Consider the following 18,192-nt stretch of genomic DNA (forward strand, 5'->3'; position numbering starts at 1 on the left):
TCATCCTCGTCCTTGCCGACTTCAAGCAGGGACACGTCGAAGGTGCCGCCGCCGAGGTCGAAGACCAGGATCAGTTCGTCTTCCTTGCCCTTGTCCAAACCGTAGGCCAGTGCGGCCGCGGTCGGCTCGTTGACGATGCGCAGCACGTTCAGGCCGGCAATTTCGCCCGCTTCCTTGGTGGACTGGCGCTCGGCATCGTTGAAGTAGGCCGGAACGGTGATGACCGCGTCGGTGACCTTCTCGCCCAGGTAGGACTCGGCGTCGTGCTTGAGCTTCTGCAGGATACGCGCGGAGATTTCCTGCGCGGTGTACTTCTTGTCGTCGATCTCGGTCGTCCAGGCGGTGCCCATGTGGCGCTTGACCGAGGCGATGGTGCGTTCGATGTTGTTGACGGCCTGGCGCTTGGCGATCTCGCCGACCAGCACCTCACCGGACTTGGAGAACGCGACAACGGACGGAGTGGTGCGGCCACCCTCGGCGTTGGCGATGACGGTGGGTTCGCCACCTTCGAGAACAGAGACAACGGAGTTGGTGGTTCCGAGATCAATACCTACTGCACGAGACATACGCGTGTCCTTCCTTTGCGGCCGCAAACGCGGCCTTGATCAGTGCGGCGGCTCATCCCGATACCCCGGGGGCTGCCCTCTTGGAGGCGGCAACCAATGTGAGCCTTCTGCACTCAAGTTTACTCGGAAGCATGCCAATGTCAATAAGGATTGAGTACACCCGACTCAACTTTGGTTCTGCAGGAACGACGACGGAGAAAGCCGTGCCCGCCCGCCCGGCGTCCCCGCCCGTGCCTTGGCGCTCTGGCGCCGTGGGCCCGGCGGATCAGTGCCGCGCCACGGCTGACGAGGACTCCCCGGCCGGCTCAGGCAGCGCAGCAGCTGTGGGCACCCCGGGACGCGACAGCTTGGCGGGCCACCAGATCTTCGGCCCGATGTCATAGGAGAGGGCCGGAATCAGCAGCGAGCGCACCAGAACCGTGTCCAGCAGGACTCCGAACGCCACGATGAACGCGAGCTGGATCAGGAAAAGGATGGGGATGACGCCGAGGGCAGCGAAGGTTGCCGCCAGCACCACGCCGGCGGAGGTGATGACGCCGCCGGTGGATCCCAGGCCGCGCAGGATGCCGGGCCGGGTGCCGTGCCGCAGGGATTCCTCGCGCACCCGGGTCATCAAAAAGATGTTGTAGTCGATCCCCAACGCCACTAGGAACACGAAGCCGAACAGCGGCACCGAGGCATCCGCGCCCGGGAAGCCGAAAACATGGTTGAAGACCAGCGCGGAGACACCCAGTGCCGTGAGATAGGACAGTGCCACGGACAGGATCAGCAGCACCGGGGCCAGGACCGAGCGCAGCAGCAGGATCAGGATGAGCAGAATGACGCCCAGCACCATCGGGGCGATCTTCAGCAGGTCGGCCTGCGCGGTCACGTTGGTGTCCAGCGCCACTGCCGTCACGCCGCCGACCAGCGCCTCCCGGTCCGCCGTGTCCAGCGCGGTGCGCAGGTTGGCTACTGTCTGTTCGGCCGCATCGGAGTCCGGAACATCCTGCAGCGTGGCGTAGAGGAGCACCCGGCCGTCCACCTCCGCCACCGCTCCGTCGCGGGTCAGGAATTCCGCTGACGCCACACCGTCCGTGCCGTGAACCGCATCCAGCACCTCGTTCCGCACGCCGGCGCCGGCGACGATCACGGCGGGACTGCCGGCACCGTCGTCAAAATGCCTGCTCAAGGCCTCCTGCCCGTCGGCGGAATCGGTGTGCACCATCACCAGCTCCGATTGGGGGACGCCGTGAGCCTGCAATTGCAGCACGCCCAGGGAGCCGGCCACCAGCAGCAGCACCGAAACCAGCCAAGTGGCCCGCGGCCGGCGCGCGATCAGCCGGGCCACCCGCAGCCACAGCCCGCGCAGACCTTCGGTGCCGGCCACCGAGCGGCCGGGCTGCGCGCGGTGGAGGTGATGCCCGGGGCGGGGCACGATCGGCCAAAAGGCGCCGCGGCCGGTCAACAGCAGCACGGCAGGCAGGAAGGTCAGGGCGGCGAGCACGGAGAAAACGATGCCAATGGCTGCGATCGGACCAAGGCTGCGGTTGGAGTTCAGATCGGAGAACAAGAGGCACAACAGCGCCAGAATCACGGTGGCGCCGGACGCGGCGATGGGTTCGACGGCGGCCCGGTAGGCGCTCCTCATGGCCGCCCAGGTGGAGGCCTGGCCGCCAAGGGCCTCGCGGTAGCGCGCCGTCAGCAGCAAGGCGTAGTCGGTCGCGGCACCGATCACCAGGATGAAGAGGATGCCCTGGCTTTGGCCACTGAGCTGGATCCAGCCCTGCAGGGCGCACCAGTAGACCACGAGAATGGCCGCGCAGAGGGCGAACATGGACGTCAGCAGGACCAGGAACGGCAGCAGCACCGCACGGTAAACCACCAGCAGGATCACGAACACCGCCCCCAGCGCCACGCCCAGCAGAAGCCCGTCGATGCCGCCGAAGGCTTCCACAAGGTCGGCGATAAATCCGGCAGGACCCGTGACATAGCCAGTGGCGGAATCCGGAAGTTCTGCCGCCAGCACTGCGCGCAGGCTGGCGACCGCATCGCCGGTGTCCAGGCCTTCCGGGATGGGGACGATGAATTGCACCGCTTTGAGGTCGTCGGACGGAATAGGGCCGGCCACCTCGCCGGCACTGCCGCTCTCCTGATGCACAGCCTCGGACAACTGGCCTGCCAACGGTCCATAGTCCGCCACCTGCCGGGGCTGGAGCGCCTTGCCGAATTCCACGACGACGACGGCCGGCACCGCATCAGAGTCCAGAAACCGCCGCTGCCATTCGCCGGCGGAGGTGGATTCGGCGCTGGCGGGAAGGAATCCGGCCTGGTCGTTGGTGGAGACGTCGGAGAGCTTGCCGAAGGTGGGCCCGCCAAACCCTGCGGCAGCCAGCCAGGCCACCACCACGAGTGCGGGCAGAAGCATCCTGAGCCAACGGGCCACGGTAACCAGTCCTTTGCAGGGTCGACATCGCGAAAACAAGCTCCACTATAGAGTAGTTCCATGGCAGAGATAAATAGGCCTTGACCTATCCTTGAAGTGGATGCGGGAGGGAGGAACGTGGCAGAGAGCGCGGAAAAGCTGATGCTGCTGTTGCAGCAGTTCGTCGTGGAGAGCGAACGCTACATCGAAGCGGTCAGCGAGCGGGATGCCCTGCACCGTACAGACCTCAACGCCCTTGCGGCGATGGTCCGGGCCTCCGCGGACGGACGCGCGGTCACGCCCGGCAGCTTGCGCCAGGAACTCCATCTCAGCTCGCCGGCGACCACTGCGCTGGTCGACCGGCTGGACCGCTCCGGCCACGTCAACCGCACGCGCAGCGAGACCGACCGCCGCAAGGTGTATCTGGAGCTGACGGACAAAGCCCGGGCCACCGGCGGCGCGATGTTCGCACCCCTGGCCCGGAACGTCGGCCAGGTGCTGGCCGGCTATCCGGCGGAAGACCGCCAGCGCTTGGCGGGATTCCTGCAGGACATCATTGCCGCCACCGAAACCGCCTGCGCGGAAGTAACGGCTGCCGACCAATAGCGCAACATTCCGGCACGGCTGCCGCCGGGCCGGAAGGGCGCGGAGTAGTCTCCCACTATGAAGGACGAGGTCTACTCCCACGGCCACCACAAGAGCGTGGTCAACGCCCATGCCATCCGCACCGCCGATGATTGCGCGGCGTACCTGCTGCCCGAGCTCAAGCCCGGGATGATGCTGCTGGACGTGGGCTGCGGCCCGGGCAGCATTACCGTGGATCTGGCTGAACGGGTGGCACCCGGACAGGTGACCGGGTTGGACCGGTCCGACGACGTCCTCACCCAGGCCGCCGAACTGGCCGCGCTGCGCGGAATTGAGAACGCCACGTTCGTCAGCGGCAACATCTACGACCTTGACTTCGACGACGACACGTTCGACGTGGTCCATGCGCACCAGGTTCTCCAGCACCTGACCGACCCGGTCGCCGCGCTGTACGAGATGCGGCGGGTTCTCAAGCCCGGCGGCATCGTGGCCGTCCGGGACGCAGACTTCCATGGCATGAGCTGGTACCCGGAACTTCCCGAACTCGACGAGTGGATGGACACCTATCAGCAGATCGCCCGCGGCAACCGCGCCGAACCCAATGCCGGCCGCCACCTGATCTCCTGGGCGCAGGCGGCAGGTTTCCAGGACATCGCACCGTCCTCGTCCAACTGGCTCTACGCCACGGAAGAGCAGCGCCGCTGGCAGGGCGAGGTCTGGTCCGAGCGCGTGCTGCACTCCGGCTACGCGGAACAGTCGCTGGAACGCGGCCTGGTCGACCGGGCCGGGCTAAAACGCATCGCCCGGGGCTGGCTCACCTGGGCCGCCGCGCCCGACGCCTGGTTCCTGATCCCCAACGGCGAGATTCTTGCCCGCAAACCCTGAACCGCTGCACAACAGGCGGGATGAGAAGGACGGACATGACACAGACGCCCGCGCACTATGACGTGATTGTCGCCGGCGGCGGCCACAACGGTTTGGTGGCGGCCGCCTACCTGGCCCGGGCCGGACGGAGCGTCCTGGTGCTCGAGAGCGAGGATCGGGTCGGCGGGGCCGCGGTTTCAGCCGAGGTCTTCCCCGGCACTGGAGCCCGCATCTCGCGCTATTCATACCTGGTCAGCCTGCTGCCGCAGCGCATCATTGAGGATCTGCAGCTGGATCTGCGACTGCTGCGCCGGCGTTTCTCCTCCTACACTCCCCTTCCCGGCGCCTCGACGGGCCTGCTCGTCGACAACCAGGACCCAAACGGCACGCGCTCGTCCTTCGCGGCGGTGGGAGCCGCGGCGGACTTCGAGCCCTTCACGGAGTTCTACCGACGCACCGGCGGGCTGGCCCGGGCCATCTGGCCCTCGGTCACCGAACCGCTGCCCCGCCGCTCCGAGCTGCGCCGCCGGTTCGGTGACGACGAGGCGTGGAACGACTTCATCGAACGACCCATCGGCGAGGTGATCGAACGCAGTTTCGCCTCGGACCTGGTCCGCGGGGTGGTGCTCACTGATGCGCTGATCAGCACCTTTGCCAGCGCGCACGATGCCGGCTTGCAGCAGAACAAGTGCTTTCTTTACCACGTGATCGGCGGCAGTACCGGGGACTGGGACGTGCCGGAAGGCGGCATGGGCGCCGTCACTGCGGCGCTGGAAACGGCTGCCCGCCGCGCGGGCGCCGAGGTGCGGACCAGGGCGAGGATCACCTCGGTCTCCCCGGACGGGGAGGTGAGGTACGACGACGGCGAGGCGGGCGCCGTCGTCGTCTCGGCGGAGCGGGTGCTCGCGAATGTCTCCCCCGCCGTGCTCAATGATCTGCTGGCAGCGGCCGGTGCCGGGCCGGCCATTGTGCAGGAGGCGGCGCCCGAGGGCGCGCAGGTGAAGGTGAACCTGCTGCTGTCCCGGCTGCCGAAGCTGCGGGAAGGCGCGGTGCTGCCCGAGGCTGCGTTCGGCGGCACCTTCCATATCAACGAGCTGTACTCTCAGCTTGAAGAGGCCGCTGCCGCAGCGGGCGCGGGCCGGGTACCTGACCCGCTGCCTGCGGAGATCTACTGCCATTCGTTGACGGATCCCTCCATTCTCTCGCCGCAGCTGCGCGCCGCCGGCGCCCACACGCTCACCGTGTTCACGCTTCAGACGCCGCACCGGCTGGTCACGGAAGCGAACAACGACGCCATGCGCAAACGGCTGCAGGAGGCTGTGCTGTCCTCGCTGAATTCCGTACTGGCCGAACCGATCGAGGACTGCATCCTGCGCGATCAACACGGCGAACTGTGCATCGAAGCCAAGACCACCATGGACCTGCAGCAGGCGCTGAACATGACCGGCGGCAGCATTTTCCACGGTCCGCTGGAGTGGCCGTTCGCCGAAGACGACGAGCCCCTGGATACCCCGGCCCGGCGCTGGGGCGTGGCCACCGCCCACGACCGGATCCTGCTGTGCGGCGCCGGCGCCCGCCGCGGCGGCGGCGTCAGCGGTCTGGGCGGCCACAATGCTGCCATGGCTGTGCTTGAGGGTGGCGCCACGGCCTGAGCCTGCTGCGCCTGGCACGCTTGGTGCACCGTAGGATCATCTGGTGCAGATCTCGTTATGGCTGGCGCTGCTCGGCGCCACGTTGGTTATCAGTTTCACCCCGGGCGCCGGCGCCATCAACACCATGAGCAATTCCATCAACGCCGGCTTCCGGCGTTCCCTGTGGGGGGTGCTGGGCCAGCAGGCCGCGCTGGTCATCCACGTGGCGATTGTGGCGCTGGGTTTGGGCCTGCTCGTGTCCAACTCTCCCCTGCTGTTCGCCGCGATTAAATACGCAGGAGCGGTGTATCTGATCTATTTGGGTCTGCGCCAATTCCTGGCCAAGCCCCAGGGCAACGCGGAGGTTAAAGAGTCGCGCCGCAACGAGCCGGCCTTTTCCATGTTCCGGCGCGGGCTGTGGGTCAATTTGCTCAACCCGAAGGCAATTGTCTTCTTCCTGGCATTCATGCCCGGCTTCATCAGGCTGGACCAGCCCCAACTGCCGCAGTACCTGGTCCTGATTGCCACCGTGGTGGTGGTGGACATCCTGGTGATGTGGTTTTTCTTCGCGGCCGCGGCCCGCTCCTTCCAGCGCTTTACCCGGACGGTGCGCGGCCTTACCGTCATGAACAGGGTCTTCGGCATCCTGTTCATCGCCGTCGGCCTGATGCTGGCGTTCCTGTAGCCGGGTTCTCATAGACTCAAGGACATGTACCGCATCATCGCAGTCTGCACCGGCAATATTTGCCGCTCGCCCATGGCCGAGCGAATGCTGGCCCGCGCGCTTGAGGAGGCCGGGCTGGAGGGACGGGTCAGCGTGGATTCCGCCGGCACGACCGGCTGGGAGCGCGGGCGGCCGATCGACCGCCGGGCCGGCGAGCGCCTGGCGCAGGCCGGCATCGTGGTGGAGGACCACCGGGCCCGCCAGTTCGCATCCGCATGGTACGCCGAACGCGATCTCATCCTCGCACTGGACCTGGACCACTACGACGAACTCCGCGGCGGCGCACCGGACGATGCTGCCCGGGACAAAGTCCGGCTGTGGCGCTCCTTCGACCCGGCCGTGAGCCACCTGGAGCCATCGGAACAAGGCATCTACGATCCGTGGTTCGGCGAGCCCTCCGACTTTGACGCCAGCTGGGACATGATCGACGGCGCGTTGAAGGGGATCGTCGAGTTCGTGCGCAAGGAAATCGATGCCCGCTAGGCCGGTCCTCATTGCCATCGACGGCCGGTCCGGTGCCGGCAAGACCACGCTGGCTGTGGAGGTGGCTGCCCTGCTGCGGGCGCACCGCACCGTCTCGCTGTTCCATCTGGAGGACATCTATCCGGGCTGGCGGGGCCTGGCCGGCGGCCAGCAGCGCTACCTGGACACCGTGCTGCACCCGTTGGCCGCCGGTCACACCGCAGAGTGGACCTCCTGGGACTGGACCCGGGACGACGACGGCGCCTCCCGCACCACCTCGGCGGCCGACGTGGTGGTGCTCGAGGGCGTAGGCGCCGCGCACGCAGCTGCCCGCGGGCTGCTCGATGCCGTGGTCTGGCTGCAGGCCCCCGCCGCCGACCGGCGCACGCGTGCTCTGTCCCGCGATGGCGATACCTATGAACCGTTCTGGGACGTGTGGGCCGAGCAGGAAGAGGCCTGGCTGTCCGGCGACGATGTCGCGGCCGCTGCAGACGTCGTCGTCGAATCCGCCCCCTCCGGCACCGTTGCCGGGCAGGTGCTCGGCGCGCTGGCCTCGTTGCCGGCACTTGAGCATGCCCTGGGTCCGGAACGGGCCGCCTCCCGGGAAGGCGTCCGGCTGGTCGCCGAACGCCTGGATGCCTGCCCTGACGCGGAAGAAACCTACCGCCGGTTGTACGCCGGCTCGGGCCGCTGCGTCTGGCTGGACAGCTCCAACACCCAGGAATCCGCTGACCGGAACAGGATCAGCATCATGGCCGACGACGGCGGCAGCTTTGGCCAGTGGGCGGAGCACCGCAACGGCACCACGATGGTTGGCCAGGACAATGTCACCGCCAGGATCAATGGCGGTTTCTTCCGCTGGCTGGACACGGTATGGGGACACCGCTCCGTCCCCCTGCCGGCCGACGTCCCGGGGGAATTCGCCCTGGGCTGGTTGGGCTACCTGGGGTACGAGCTGAAGCGTGAGACAGGGGGCCGGCACGTCAGCGTCGAGGTGCCCGGCACTCCCCCGGACGCCGCTCTGCTCTTCGCCGGCCGGGCCGTCGTGCTCGATCATGCCCGGCAGTGCACTTGGCTGCTGGCCTTGGTGGGCACAGCCGGAACGGACGAAGCCGAAGACTGGATCGCCAGGACAGCGGCCGCCATCGCCCACCTGCCGCCAGCTTCCGGCCCGGCGCTGGAACCGGCCGCTCCCGCCCCTGCCGGGAAATCGGCGGCCTCCGGGCCCGCCTCGAAACCGGCGGCCCGACCGGCGGCCCGACCGGCGGCCCTGGACTTCCGGCCGCGCGACACCCGCGAGGCCTACCTCGGGAAGATCCGCGAGGCACAGGCGGAAATAGCCGAGGGCAACACCTACGAAGTCTGCCTGACCACCCAGCTGCATGCCACGGCGCCGGAACCGCTGGATCCGCTCGGCATCTATTTGGCCCTCCGCCGTCGTAATCCAGCCCCCTTTGCCAGCCTCCTGCGATTCGGGCAGCTCACCGTGGCCAGCACGTCGCCGGAGCGGTTCCTAAGCCTTGATGCCAGCGGCCGGCTGCGGGCCGAACCGATCAAGGGCACCCGGCGGCGTCTTGCCGATCCCGACGCCGACGCCGCCGTGGTTGAAGAACTCGCCGGCAGCACCAAGGACCGGGCCGAAAACATCATGATCGTCGACTTGCTGCGCAACGACTTGAGCCACTTCGCCGTTCCCGGTTCGCTGCAGGTCAGCAGGCTGTGCGCCATTGAGTCCTACGCGACCGTGCACCAAATGGTTTCCACGATCGACGCCCAACTGCTGCCCGGGGCAGTGCGGGCCGAGGCTGTCGCGGCGGCCTTTCCCGCTGGATCGATGACGGGCGCACCGAAGATCAGCACCATGGACATTCTGGACCGGCTGGAGACCGGACCGCGGGGCGTCTACTCCGGTGCGGTCGGATATTTCTCGCTGAACGGTGCTGCGGACCTGTCCGTGGTGATCCGGACCCTGGTGATGGCCGGCAACCGCTTGAGCCTGGGCGTGGGGGGAGCAGTCACCGCCGACTCCGTGCCGGAAGACGAATGGGACGAGGTGCGGGCGAAGGCCTTCGGCGTCCTCTCGGCGCTCGGAACAACGTTCCCGGATTTACGCCCACAGGAATGAACCAACAGAACCGAGGCGCGGTGGCAGAGGAGCGCCGGAACACGTCCCGGCGAGTGGGCGTCCTGGTCTTCGACGGAGTCAAGCTGCTCGACGTCGCAGGCCCCGCGGAGGCGTTCGCAGAAGCGAATCTGCTGGGCGCCTCCTATGAACTTGTCATGCTCTCACCGGACGGGAACAACGTCGTTTCCTCGGTGGGCCTGCCCGTTGCGGTGGACGCCGCGGCCGCCAGTGCGGGCGACTTCCACACCATCCTGGTAGCCGGAGGGGATGCGCTGCCCGGTGCACCGGTTCCCACCGCGCTGGTCGCGGCCGCCACGCACCTTGCCGGCCATACCGGCCGTATGTCCTCGATCTGCACCGGAGCCTTTGTCCTTGCCGCTGCCGGATTGCTCGACGGCCGCCGCGCCACGACGCATTGGAAACACACCAAGGAGCTGGCCCTGCGCTATCCGGCGACGCGGGTGGAGCCGGACGCCATCTTTGTCAGTGACGGCCGGATCCACACCTCCGCCGGCGTGACGGCAGGAATCGACCTCGCTTTGGTGCTGATCGAGGACGACCATGGCCCGGAGGTGGCACGCGCGGTGGCCCGCTCCCTGGTGGTGTACATGCAACGGTCCGGCGGCCAGTCGCAGTTTTCCGCCCCGTTGCAAGGTGATCCGCCCAGGTCGTCGCCGCTGCGTCCGGTGCTCGAAGCCATCCGCGCCGATCCAACCGCCGTGCAGTCTGTCCCGGCGCTCGCCCGCAGCGCCAACCTCAGCGTGCGGCATCTGACACGGCTCTTCCGTGAAGGGCTGCAGACCACACCCGGAAAGTATGTGGAGCTCGTCCGGTTCGACACCGCCAAGGCACTGCTGGACTCGGGGTACAGCGTCACCGAGGCAGCCGAACGCTCAGGGTTTGGCAACCCGGAAGCGCTGCGGCGGACGTTCGTGGCGCGGATTGGCGTGCCGCCGTCGAGATACCAGCAGCGTTTCCGGTCGACGGCGCAGAACGGCGGGCGTTGACGCCGTCGTGGCCGAATCCGAGGGATTGTCGTCCTTTGCCACGGTGCCAGGTTCACGCCGGCCGGGCAGTATGGGAAGCAAGGCACGATCCCGTGCCGCTGGACAAAGGAGGCAATCATGGCAGAAGTCATCGCCGGCATCACCATTCCGGACACCGAACTCGTGCGGAACGCAACCGAATTGGTCCGCGATACCACCGACGATTTGTTGTTCGACCATTCCCGGCGGGTGTTCCTTTTCGGTGCGCTTCAGGGCCGGCGGCTCGGCCTCGACGTTGACCACGAGCTGCTCTACGTGGGCGCACTGTTCCACGACCTGGGTCTCACCGATACCTATGGCACGCAGGATCTGCGCTTCGAAGTGGACGGCGCCAATGCTGCCAAGTCCTTCCTGCTGGAGCAGGGACGCCCCGAGGCTGACGCGGTCAAGGTGTGGACCGCCATCGCACTTCACACCACGCCCGGAGTGCCCGAATTCATGGACCCGGAAATCGCCCTCGTGACCGCCGGGGTGGAGACCGATGTCCTGGGCATCGGCTACCAGGACCTCGCGCGGGACGACATCGACGCGGTCACCGCCGCACACCCCCGGCCGGACTTCAAGCGGCGGATTCTGGCAGCCTTCACGGACGGCAACAAGCACCGCCCGGAGACAACTTTCGGCACTGTCAACGCCGATGTGCTCGAGCACTTCAGCCCCGGCTTCCGCCGCACCGACTTCGTGGACATCATCCAGAACTCCGCCTGGCCCGAATAAGCCCCCGACCGGAGCCAACGCACGGGACGCCCGCTGCCAGGGGCGTCCCGACGCCCGGCAAGCCGGACGGTGGAGCGCAGCTACTGCAGCGTGGCGGTCAGCCGGGCCACGTTGTCCGCGTAGCGCAGCAAGCGCGGCCGCTGCTTCCACTCCTCCAGGGTCAGCTCCCGGGAAATCACCCGGTAGCTGTCCTGGATGTCCGACACCTGCTCCACGATGTGGTCGCCCAGCATCATCACAGAGACTTCCATGTTCAGGGAGAAGGACCGCATGTCCATGTTGCTGGAGCCGATCACGGCGACTTCATCGTCCACGGTGAAGTGTTTGGCATGCAGCACCAGCGGCTTCGGGTAGAGGTAGATGCGCACCCCGGCCTCCAGCAGCGCCTGGTAGTAGGACTGCTGGGCGTGGTGGACCAGCAATTGGTCGCCGCGTTCGGACACGAACAGTTCGACGTCGACGCCGCGCTGCGCCGCCGTCGTAATGGCATAGAGCAGCGAGTCGTCCGGCACGAAATACGGGCTGCAGATGGACAGACGCTCCACCGCCGCATAAATAAGGGTGTTGAACAACCGCAGGTTGTTCTCGGTGGCGAAGCCGGGACCGCTGGGCAAAACCTGGCACGTCATGGGGCCGGGCTCGCGGAACGGAACCGGAGTGAAAAGCTCGCCTTCGAGCGTGTCGTCTGTCTCACTGGACCAGTCGGTGGCAAAGACAACGTTCAGCGCCGTGACGATGGGGCCTTCATAGCGAGCCATCAGTTCCACCCATTTGCGGCCGATTTTGTGGCTGGAGGTCCGCCGGTAGCCGGGCTCGATCAGGTTTTGCGACCCGGTAAAGGCCACCCGGCCGTCGACGACCAGGATCTTGCGGTGGTTGCGCAGGTCGATCCGGCGCCACTGGCCGCGGACCGGCAACACAGGCAGGGCCCGGCGCCAGTCGATCTGCGTGGTCTGCAGCCAGCGGCGGAACTTGCGGTAGCCGGTGACCCGGAGGGTACCGATGTGGTCGAACAACAGGCGCACGCGCACACCCCGCGCGGCGGCTTCTTCCAGCGCGGCGAAGAGCTCGCCGGTGGTTTCGTCGCGGCTCATGATGTAGAACTCGATGTTCACAAAATCGCGGGCGTCGCGCACGGCCTTGGTCATCGCCGCGATCGACGCGTCGTAGTCCGGATACAGCTCCACGTGGTTGCCGTCCCCCATGGGGAAGGCGCCGAGGCGCCTGTTCAATTCGGCAGCGGAATGTACCCAGGCCGGCGCTGCCCGTTCGCTGCCGGGCTCTTCCAGGTCCTGGGTGGCAGCCCGCACCCGGCGGTTGATCTCCGACTGCTTCGCGATCCGGCGTTCGGAGAGCCGGTACCTGCCGAACATGAAGAACAGCAGAAGGCCGATCAGCGGGATGAAGAAGATGGCCAGCAGCCAGGCCATGGCGGTATTGGGGCGGCGGTTCCCCGGAATCACGCCCAGGGCGATGATGCGGATGGCCATATCTATCACGCCCAGAATGGCGACGATCCAGTCGGGGAATGTGCCCAGCCCCGCAAACGACCACAGCACCCGGCTGTTCCTCCCGTCCCGCCGTGTGCCGGCGCAATCCTCCCCAGCCTACCGGGCGTTCGAGGACAAACTAACTAAGCTGGAGCCATGACAGTTCTGGTGTTCCTGGATCCTGCCCACGAGGGTGGCCGAGTGGCGGATGCTTCCCAGCCCCAGCTCATGGCCACCGATCTTGGTGCCACCCGCGGGGATGGCATTTTTGAGTCCCTGCTGGCAGTGAACGGAGTGCCGCGCAAGCTGCAGGCCCATTTGGACAGGCTGGCCACGTCCGCCCGGAGCCTGGACCTGCAAGTGCCCTCCCCGGACGCGTGGGAGCGTGCCATTGCGACGGCGATCGCCGAGCACCCGCCGGTCGAGGAACTTGTGATCAAGCTGCTGGTGACCCGGGGTGTGGAAGGGGCCTCCGCGCCCACTGCCTGGGTCCAGGCTTCGCTGCCGCCGGCGGCAGGTAAACGCCAGCGCACCGACGGGATCTCCGTGCTGCTTTTGGACCGCGGATATGACAGCTCGGTGGCCGAACGGGCCCCGTGGCTGCTGCTGGGCGCCAAGACACTCTCCTACGCGGTCAACATGGCTGCACTGCGGTACGCGCAGAAAAACGGCGCCGACGACGTGATCTTTACCTCCAGCGACGGCCGCGTCCTCGAAGGGCCCACTTCCACGGTACTGATGGCCCGGGTGCGGGACGGCGTGAAAACCGTGGTCACTCCGCTGCTGGAGAGCGGAATCCTGCCAGGCACCTCCCAGTCGGCCCTGTTCAAGGCCGCAGCAGCCGCCGGCTGGCAGCTGGGCTATGGTCCGCTGGAGCCGCACGACCTTTACGGAGCAGACGCCGTCTGGCTGGTCTCCAGCATCCGCCTGCTCGCGCCGGTGAAGAGCATCGACGGCAAGGAGATTCCGGTGTCGCCCGCTCTGACGGAGGAACTGACCGCCCTGCTGGCCGAGGGCAGCCGGGAGTAGCCCGCCGGACGCTGGCCCGCCGCCCGGGAAACATCCCGTGCGGAAGCAGCGGAGGACAGGCCGGTTCAGATAAAGATGAAGTTCCAGGTTCCTGCGGCCACGGCGGCAGCGGCGGCAGCACCGGCAATCAGCGCGCCGCCCAGCAACACCCACACATCCACCATGCTGTAGGTGGATTCGCGCGCCCAGGTCCGCGGCCCTGCACCGAAGCCGCGGGCCTCCATGGCAACTGCCAGCCGGGTGGCCCGGCGGATGGCCTGCACGATCAGGTTGAACGCCTGGCCCGCGAACGCCCCCGCCTTGGCCAGCGGCCGGTTCTCCGCCCCGACACCGCGGGCGCGGCGCGCCAAACCGAGGGTTCGCCATTCCTCCACGAGCAGCCCCACCAACCGCATGGCGGCCAGGGCTCCCAGCACGAACCGGTGGGGCAGCTTCAGCTTCTGCGCCAAGGCGTCCGCGAGATCCGTCGGGTCGGTGGTCAGGAGCAGGAAAATCCCCGGCAGCGCAACGGCGAGCGACCGCAGGCCGATGGCAACGCCTCCGGCCACCGAGTCCTCGGTGAAGATCAGCGGACCGAGCTGGAACAGCACCGCCCCCGTCTTCTCGGCCAGCAAGGCCGTGGCCCAGGCTCCGACGGCCGCCGCCGCCAGCAACGGCCAGCCGCGCTTGAGCAGCAGCCACGGACTGACTCCCAGCACGGGCATCAGCAACAGCTCGGCGGCGAGCACTACGGACGCGCTGACCCAGTCCACGCTCAGCATGACCACCACCGTGATCAATGCTGCGGCCGCCAGCTTCGAGACGGGGTTGGCGCGGCTGAACGGAGAAGCGGCCAGCCGTCGATTCATCAGGGTCACGCTCACGCTGCCCTCCGAAGCGGCTGGACCGGCTGTACTCCGCCGTCCGCCACCCGCAGGCCGGCGCCACCGAGTGCAGCGGTGAAGTCGGCGTCGTGCGTCACGGAGACCACGCTGCTGCCGCTGGCCACCAGCTCCGCCAGCAGCGTGACCAGCTCGGCCCACGTGTTGGCGTCCTGGCCGAAGGTGGGCTCGTCCAGCACCAGGATGTCCGGGTTGGTAACCAACATGGTGGCCACCGAGAGGCGGCGTTTCTCGCCCCCGGAGAGGGTGAACGGGTTGGCTTGCAGCAGCCGGGTCAGCCGCAGCCGCTCGGCAATTTCGTCCACGCGCCCGCGGACTTCCCGCTCGGGCAGCCTGGCCACCCGGCGCGGGCCGAACTCCAGTTCGTCAATCACTGTGCTGGTCAGGAACTGATGTTCCGGCTCCTGGAAGACGCTGCCAATCCGAATCACCAGCTGGGCCGACTTCCACTTAGCCGGGGACAAGGCCGCGCCGCGGTGCAACGCCGGCGTCGCGGACAGTTCCCCTCCGGCCGGGAGCAGCAGGCCGGCAAGGGTCAGGGCCAGCGTGGACTTGCCGGCGCCGTTCGCGCCGATGATGCTCAACGCCTGGCCGGACAGCAGGTCCAGCTCCACGCCGCGCAGCACCGGTTCGGCCCGCCGGGTACGCGCCACGTCCAGCGCCGCGGCCCGGAGCAAGGGGCCGCCCGGCGGCTGTGCGGCAGGCAGGTCCAGCTGCGGGGTGTGCCCGGGAACCCAGACGCCGGCTTCGACCAGCCGGGCGCGGGTCGCCCGCTCGGCCAACACCTGATCCGGCGGCCCATCGGCGAGCACACCGCCTCCGGCTGCCAGCACAATCACCCGGTCCACTACATCCGCCCAGACGGCCACCCGGTGCTCGACCACCACCAGGGTGGCCCCGGTGCGGTCCAGCACCCGTGCCACGGCATCGCGCACTTCCTGCACACCGTCCGGGTCCAGGTTGGCAGTCGGCTCGTCCAGCAGCAGCAGCCCCGGCCGCATGGCCAACACGGAGGCCAGTGCCAGCCGCTGTTTCTGGCCGCCGGAGAGTGCGGAGGTGGGGTGGTTCAGCGGCACCGCCAGGCCGACGTCGGCCAAGGACTCGCGCACCCGGCCCCAGATCTGCGCGCGCGGCAGCGACATGTTCTCCGCTCCGAAGGCCACCTCGTCGCCAACCCGGGCCAGCACCAACTGGCTCTCCGGATCCTGCAGAACCAGGCCGGCCCGGCCGCGGGCCGCGGAGGGGCGGACACCGCCAACGGTCAGCCGCCCGGTCTCTTCGCCTTCGCCCTCGTCGCCCAGAACCCCCGCCATGGCGTGCAGGAGAGTGGACTTGCCGGCGCCGGAAGCGCCCAACAACAGCACCCGTTCGCCGGGCGCGATGCTGAAACTTGCACCGCGCACCGCCTGCTCCTTACGGCCGGCATGGCGCCAGCCCCAGTCCTCGGCGAGGACCGGCACCGGGCCTGGCCCCGCCGTCGTACCCTGCAGTCCCATGGAACGGCTCAGACGTCGGCGGAGCGGCCGGCAGCAAAGGAGGACAACACGCCCGTCTTCGCCAGTCCCCTGACCGCCAGCCACGGCAGCAGCCCGGCAATCACGACGCCGGACACCGCGGCGAAGCCCACATAAGCCAACTGCCACTCGGCGGCCCAGAGCATGTTGTAGAGGACGTTCTCGCTGATGGACAGAGCAAGGCCTGCGCCCAAACCGGCCAGCAGCGCCACCCCCAGATTGAACTTGCGGTACAGGAACAGCAGGAAGACGATCTCCGCGCCCAAGCCTTGGATCAGGCCGGAAACCAGGACGGTCATGCCAAAGCTCGTGCCCAACAGCGCAGAGACCACCGCGGCCAGCATCTCGCAGTAAATGGCAGCGCCGGGCTTGCGGATGATCAGCCCGCCGAGCACGCCGGCCATCAACCAGCCGCCGGTGTACAGTCCGGCGGACGGCGGGAAGGCGATGGTCAGGCCCTCGATCAGCGGCCAGCCCGCCGACCAGGCCCAGAAGATGACACCGACGGCCACGGCGACCACCGAGGCGACCACGATGTCCACGACCCGCCAGCCGTAGCGCGGCTTCCGGGCGGGAGTGGGCGTGGTCGGTGCATTTGAAGCGGTACTCATGGGAATCCTCCTGGTTGCAGGAGGGGAGGGCGGCCTTGCGGCGCGCCCCGAGAACTCGACTCCCTTCGCCGGTACTAACCGGAGCAGGTTCGAGGGTCTGCGGTTTCTCCGCACTCTCAGCGTCCCTCCCGTGAGCCGGCTAGGCCGGGCGGTCGGACGCTCCCCTGTCGTAATAGGTGCTGTCAAGCAGCACGCACCAGTCTACACTCGCGGCCCCGGCAGGCACATTCGGCCGCAGGCGCGTGGACATTGCCCGACGGCGGCGGTCCGGGCGGGGCGCCGGGCAGTAGGCTGGGGAGCGGAACAGCAGATGAGACGGGGCCCCGGCGCCCCGGAAGGGAGCGGGCATGAACGTAGTGTTGAAACTCTTGGGCACGCTGGTGAGCATCGGCGCCGGCCTGGCAGCCAGTCAGCTGTTGGGATTAGCGTGGAAGGCATTTACCGGAAAAGATGCACCCAAGAGCGACGATGACCTGGAGAACAGCCTGCGGGCAGCGGTTGTCTTCGCCGTGGTGTCCGGCACCGTGGGGCGCGTGATTCAGGTGCTGACCAAGCGCGCCACTGCCAAGGCTGTCATGCGCTACGGGAAAACCCGGGACTTGGTTTAACGGGACCAGGTTCGATCGGCCCGTTGGCGGGGTGTGAAACGGCACCGTCAGCGGAGCCTGTTCGGGGACGGGGCTGCGGTCTCGTCCCCGATGTCATTCCGACCAGGGCTGCGGCCTCGTCCCCGATGTCATTCCGACCAGGGCTGCGGCCTACTCCTGGTCCGGCCCGGTGCCGCCCACGCTGTCCCTGGCAGGAGCGGCGGCCGGCGCGGCACCACCATGCTGCTCCCCCGGCCCGCGGTCCTGGCGGCTGCCAACTGCCGCAGCCTTTCCCTTGTCGGTGCTGACGGCTACCGCGCTGTCGGAATCCGTGGAACTGTCCCCGGCAGCTGCTTCCACCACCGCGTCGAGGTCGTCGACACTGAGGATTTCCCTGCGCAGGTGCTTGGTGCGGTACCCGGCCCGTCCCACCATGTGGGCGGAGACCGGCACGGTGAGCAGCTGGAACAGCCAGGCAATCAGCAGCACCGGCACCGCAGCCCAGCTGCGCAGCTGCAGCGCCAGTCCCGTCAACAGCAGCAGCAGGCCGAAGACCTGTGGTTTGGTGGCAGCGTGCATGCGGGAGAGCAGGTCCGGAAACCGGAGCAGGCCGATGGCTGCGGCCAAGGACATGACCGAGCCGGTGATGAGGCAGGCGGCAGTCGCAACATCGAGGATGAAGTCAGTGTTCACGGGGCCGCCCGTCTGTCACGAACCGGGCCACGGCCACCGAGCCGAGGAAACCAACCAGGCTGATCACCACAACCAACGTCAGGTTGTTCTGGTGTCCGCCGGCAGCCATGTCCACGATGAGTCCTGCGCAGACGATGGCCAACAGCACGTCAATGGCCAGCAAGCGGTCCAGCAGCGACGGCCCGCGCGCCAGGCGGACCAGCGCCAGTACTGCGGACAGGCCCAGCACCGCGCTCACGACGGCTTGGGCAACCGACATAACC

Annotated in this window: 18 protein-coding genes and 1 riboswitch; of the genes, 10 read left to right on the forward strand and 8 right to left on the reverse strand. The window is 67.8% G+C overall.

Features of this window, described 5'->3' with window-relative positions:
* Both AC5RWT_RS18030 and AC5RWT_RS18035 read right to left on the reverse strand, forming a co-directional pair.
* On the reverse strand, window positions 1-566 hold a 566-nt coding region (locus AC5RWT_RS18030), incomplete at its 3' end, for an Hsp70 family protein (protein WP_494081357.1).
* A 265-nt stretch (window positions 567-831) separates the two neighbouring features.
* On the reverse strand, window positions 832-2,973 hold the full coding sequence (locus tag AC5RWT_RS18035; RefSeq protein WP_494081388.1) for an MMPL family transporter: 2,142 nt from the start codon (window positions 2,971-2,973) through the stop codon (window positions 832-834).
* Between the two features lie 135 nt (window positions 2,974-3,108).
* On the opposite strand from AC5RWT_RS18035, the gene AC5RWT_RS18040 reads away from it, so the two are divergent.
* The 8 genes from AC5RWT_RS18040 to AC5RWT_RS18075 all read left to right on the forward strand — a co-directional run bounded on the left by AC5RWT_RS18040 (window position 3,109) and on the right by AC5RWT_RS18075 (window position 11,124).
* Window positions 3,109-3,576 carry a MarR family winged helix-turn-helix transcriptional regulator gene (locus AC5RWT_RS18040; protein WP_494081358.1) on the forward strand — a complete coding sequence of 156 codons (468 nt, stop codon included), beginning with the start codon at window positions 3,109-3,111 and terminating at the stop codon, window positions 3,574-3,576.
* A gap of 57 nt (window positions 3,577-3,633) precedes the next feature.
* A complete protein-coding gene (locus AC5RWT_RS18045) occupies window positions 3,634-4,440 on the forward strand; it encodes a class I SAM-dependent methyltransferase (protein ID WP_494081359.1) in 807 nt (268 codons plus the stop codon).
* A 35-nt stretch (window positions 4,441-4,475) separates the two neighbouring features.
* The gene (locus AC5RWT_RS18050) at window positions 4,476-6,071 is read left to right on the forward strand and encodes a phytoene desaturase family protein (RefSeq protein ID WP_494081360.1); all 1,596 of its coding nucleotides are present in this window, start codon (window positions 4,476-4,478) and stop codon (window positions 6,069-6,071) included.
* A gap of 43 nt (window positions 6,072-6,114) precedes the next feature.
* A complete protein-coding gene (locus AC5RWT_RS18055; protein WP_494081361.1) occupies window positions 6,115-6,735 on the forward strand; it encodes a LysE family transporter in 621 nt (206 codons plus the stop codon).
* Window positions 6,736-6,759: 24 nt separating this feature from the next.
* Window positions 6,760-7,257 (forward strand): low molecular weight protein-tyrosine-phosphatase, encoded by a 498-nt coding sequence (locus AC5RWT_RS18060; protein WP_494081362.1) that lies wholly within the window; start codon window positions 6,760-6,762, stop codon window positions 7,255-7,257.
* Window positions 7,247-9,361: an aminodeoxychorismate synthase component I gene (gene pabB, locus AC5RWT_RS18065; protein ID WP_494081363.1), complete on the forward strand. Its 2,115-nt coding sequence runs from the start codon at window positions 7,247-7,249 to the stop codon at window positions 9,359-9,361. Before AC5RWT_RS18060 ends, pabB begins: the two co-directional genes overlap by 11 nt.
* Entirely contained in the window at window positions 9,358-10,368 is a 1,011-nt protein-coding gene (locus AC5RWT_RS18070; RefSeq protein ID WP_494081364.1) for a GlxA family transcriptional regulator, read from the forward strand. The genes pabB and AC5RWT_RS18070 overlap by 4 nt, the downstream gene beginning before the upstream one ends.
* Before the next feature lie 117 nt (window positions 10,369-10,485).
* Entirely contained in the window at window positions 10,486-11,124 is a 639-nt protein-coding gene (locus tag AC5RWT_RS18075; RefSeq protein ID WP_494081365.1) for an HD domain-containing protein, read from the forward strand.
* 80 nt (window positions 11,125-11,204) lie between these two features.
* On the opposite strand, the gene cls is transcribed toward AC5RWT_RS18075, so the two are convergent.
* Complete coding sequence (gene cls / locus AC5RWT_RS18080) at window positions 11,205-12,683, reverse strand: cardiolipin synthase (protein ID WP_494081366.1); 1,479 nt, start codon at window positions 12,681-12,683, stop codon at window positions 11,205-11,207.
* An 87-nt stretch (window positions 12,684-12,770) separates the two neighbouring features.
* Here cls and AC5RWT_RS18085 point away from each other — a divergent pair, with 87 nt between their 5' ends.
* Window positions 12,771-13,643 (forward strand): aminodeoxychorismate lyase, encoded by an 873-nt coding sequence (locus tag AC5RWT_RS18085; RefSeq protein ID WP_494081367.1) that lies wholly within the window; start codon window positions 12,771-12,773, stop codon window positions 13,641-13,643.
* Between the two features lie 65 nt (window positions 13,644-13,708).
* Here AC5RWT_RS18085 and AC5RWT_RS18090 read toward each other — a convergent pair whose 3' ends face one another.
* The 3 genes from AC5RWT_RS18090 to AC5RWT_RS18100 are packed head-to-tail and all read right to left on the reverse strand — an operon-like array spanning window position 13,709 to window position 16,649.
* On the reverse strand, window positions 13,709-14,491 hold the full coding sequence (locus AC5RWT_RS18090; protein WP_494081389.1) for an energy-coupling factor transporter transmembrane component T family protein: 783 nt from the start codon (window positions 14,489-14,491) through the stop codon (window positions 13,709-13,711).
* Window positions 14,492-14,502: 11 nt separating this feature from the next.
* Window positions 14,503-16,020: an ABC transporter ATP-binding protein gene (locus AC5RWT_RS18095; RefSeq protein ID WP_494081368.1), complete on the reverse strand. Its 1,518-nt coding sequence runs from the start codon at window positions 16,018-16,020 to the stop codon at window positions 14,503-14,505.
* An 8-nt stretch (window positions 16,021-16,028) separates the two neighbouring features.
* Window positions 16,029-16,649: an ECF transporter S component gene (locus AC5RWT_RS18100; protein WP_494081369.1), complete on the reverse strand. Its 621-nt coding sequence runs from the start codon at window positions 16,647-16,649 to the stop codon at window positions 16,029-16,031.
* A 43-nt stretch (window positions 16,650-16,692) separates the two neighbouring features.
* Window positions 16,693-16,825: riboswitch (TPP riboswitch) on the reverse strand.
* Window positions 16,826-16,996: 171 nt separating this feature from the next.
* Here AC5RWT_RS18100 and AC5RWT_RS18105 point away from each other — a divergent pair.
* Window positions 16,997-17,257, forward strand: coding sequence for a DUF4235 domain-containing protein (locus AC5RWT_RS18105; RefSeq protein WP_494081370.1), 261 nt, complete (start codon window positions 16,997-16,999; stop codon window positions 17,255-17,257).
* 150 nt (window positions 17,258-17,407) lie between these two features.
* Here AC5RWT_RS18105 and mnhG read toward each other — a convergent pair whose 3' ends face one another.
* Both mnhG and AC5RWT_RS18115 read right to left on the reverse strand, forming a co-directional pair.
* Entirely contained in the window at window positions 17,408-17,929 is a 522-nt protein-coding gene (gene mnhG / locus AC5RWT_RS18110) for a monovalent cation/H(+) antiporter subunit G (RefSeq protein ID WP_494081371.1), read from the reverse strand.
* Window positions 17,919-18,188, reverse strand: a complete 270-nt coding sequence (locus AC5RWT_RS18115; RefSeq protein ID WP_494081390.1) for an MrpF/PhaF family protein — start codon at window positions 18,186-18,188, stop codon at window positions 17,919-17,921. Before AC5RWT_RS18115 ends, mnhG begins: the two co-directional genes overlap by 11 nt.
* Between the last annotated feature and the right edge of the window lie 4 nt (window positions 18,189-18,192).

The organism is Arthrobacter sp. Dra40 (genome assembly GCF_059091905.1).

Excerpts from the sequence above, each read along its gene's own strand:
- AC5RWT_RS18035 (WP_494081388.1), bottom strand. The coding sequence starts at position 2,973 with ATGCTTCTGCCCGCACTCGTGGTGGTGGCCTGGCTGGCTGCCGCAGGG.
- AC5RWT_RS18045 (WP_494081359.1), top strand. The coding sequence starts at position 3,634 with ATGAAGGACGAGGTCTACTCCCACGGCCACCACAAGAGCGTGGTCAAC.
- AC5RWT_RS18050 (WP_494081360.1), top strand. The coding sequence starts at position 4,476 with ATGACACAGACGCCCGCGCACTATGACGTGATTGTCGCCGGCGGCGGC.
- AC5RWT_RS18060 (WP_494081362.1), top strand. The coding sequence starts at position 6,760 with ATGTACCGCATCATCGCAGTCTGCACCGGCAATATTTGCCGCTCGCCC.
- pabB (WP_494081363.1), top strand. The coding sequence starts at position 7,247 with ATGCCCGCTAGGCCGGTCCTCATTGCCATCGACGGCCGGTCCGGTGCC.
- AC5RWT_RS18070 (WP_494081364.1), top strand. The coding sequence starts at position 9,358 with ATGAACCAACAGAACCGAGGCGCGGTGGCAGAGGAGCGCCGGAACACG.
- AC5RWT_RS18075 (WP_494081365.1), top strand. The coding sequence starts at position 10,486 with ATGGCAGAAGTCATCGCCGGCATCACCATTCCGGACACCGAACTCGTG.
- AC5RWT_RS18085 (WP_494081367.1), top strand. The coding sequence starts at position 12,771 with ATGACAGTTCTGGTGTTCCTGGATCCTGCCCACGAGGGTGGCCGAGTG.
- AC5RWT_RS18090 (WP_494081389.1), bottom strand. The coding sequence starts at position 14,491 with ATGAATCGACGGCTGGCCGCTTCTCCGTTCAGCCGCGCCAACCCCGTC.
- AC5RWT_RS18095 (WP_494081368.1), bottom strand. The coding sequence starts at position 16,020 with ATGGGACTGCAGGGTACGACGGCGGGGCCAGGCCCGGTGCCGGTCCTC.
- AC5RWT_RS18100 (WP_494081369.1), bottom strand. The coding sequence starts at position 16,649 with ATGAGTACCGCTTCAAATGCACCGACCACGCCCACTCCCGCCCGGAAG.
- AC5RWT_RS18105 (WP_494081370.1), top strand. The coding sequence starts at position 16,997 with ATGAACGTAGTGTTGAAACTCTTGGGCACGCTGGTGAGCATCGGCGCC.
- AC5RWT_RS18115 (WP_494081390.1), bottom strand. The coding sequence starts at position 18,188 with ATGTCGGTTGCCCAAGCCGTCGTGAGCGCGGTGCTGGGCCTGTCCGCA.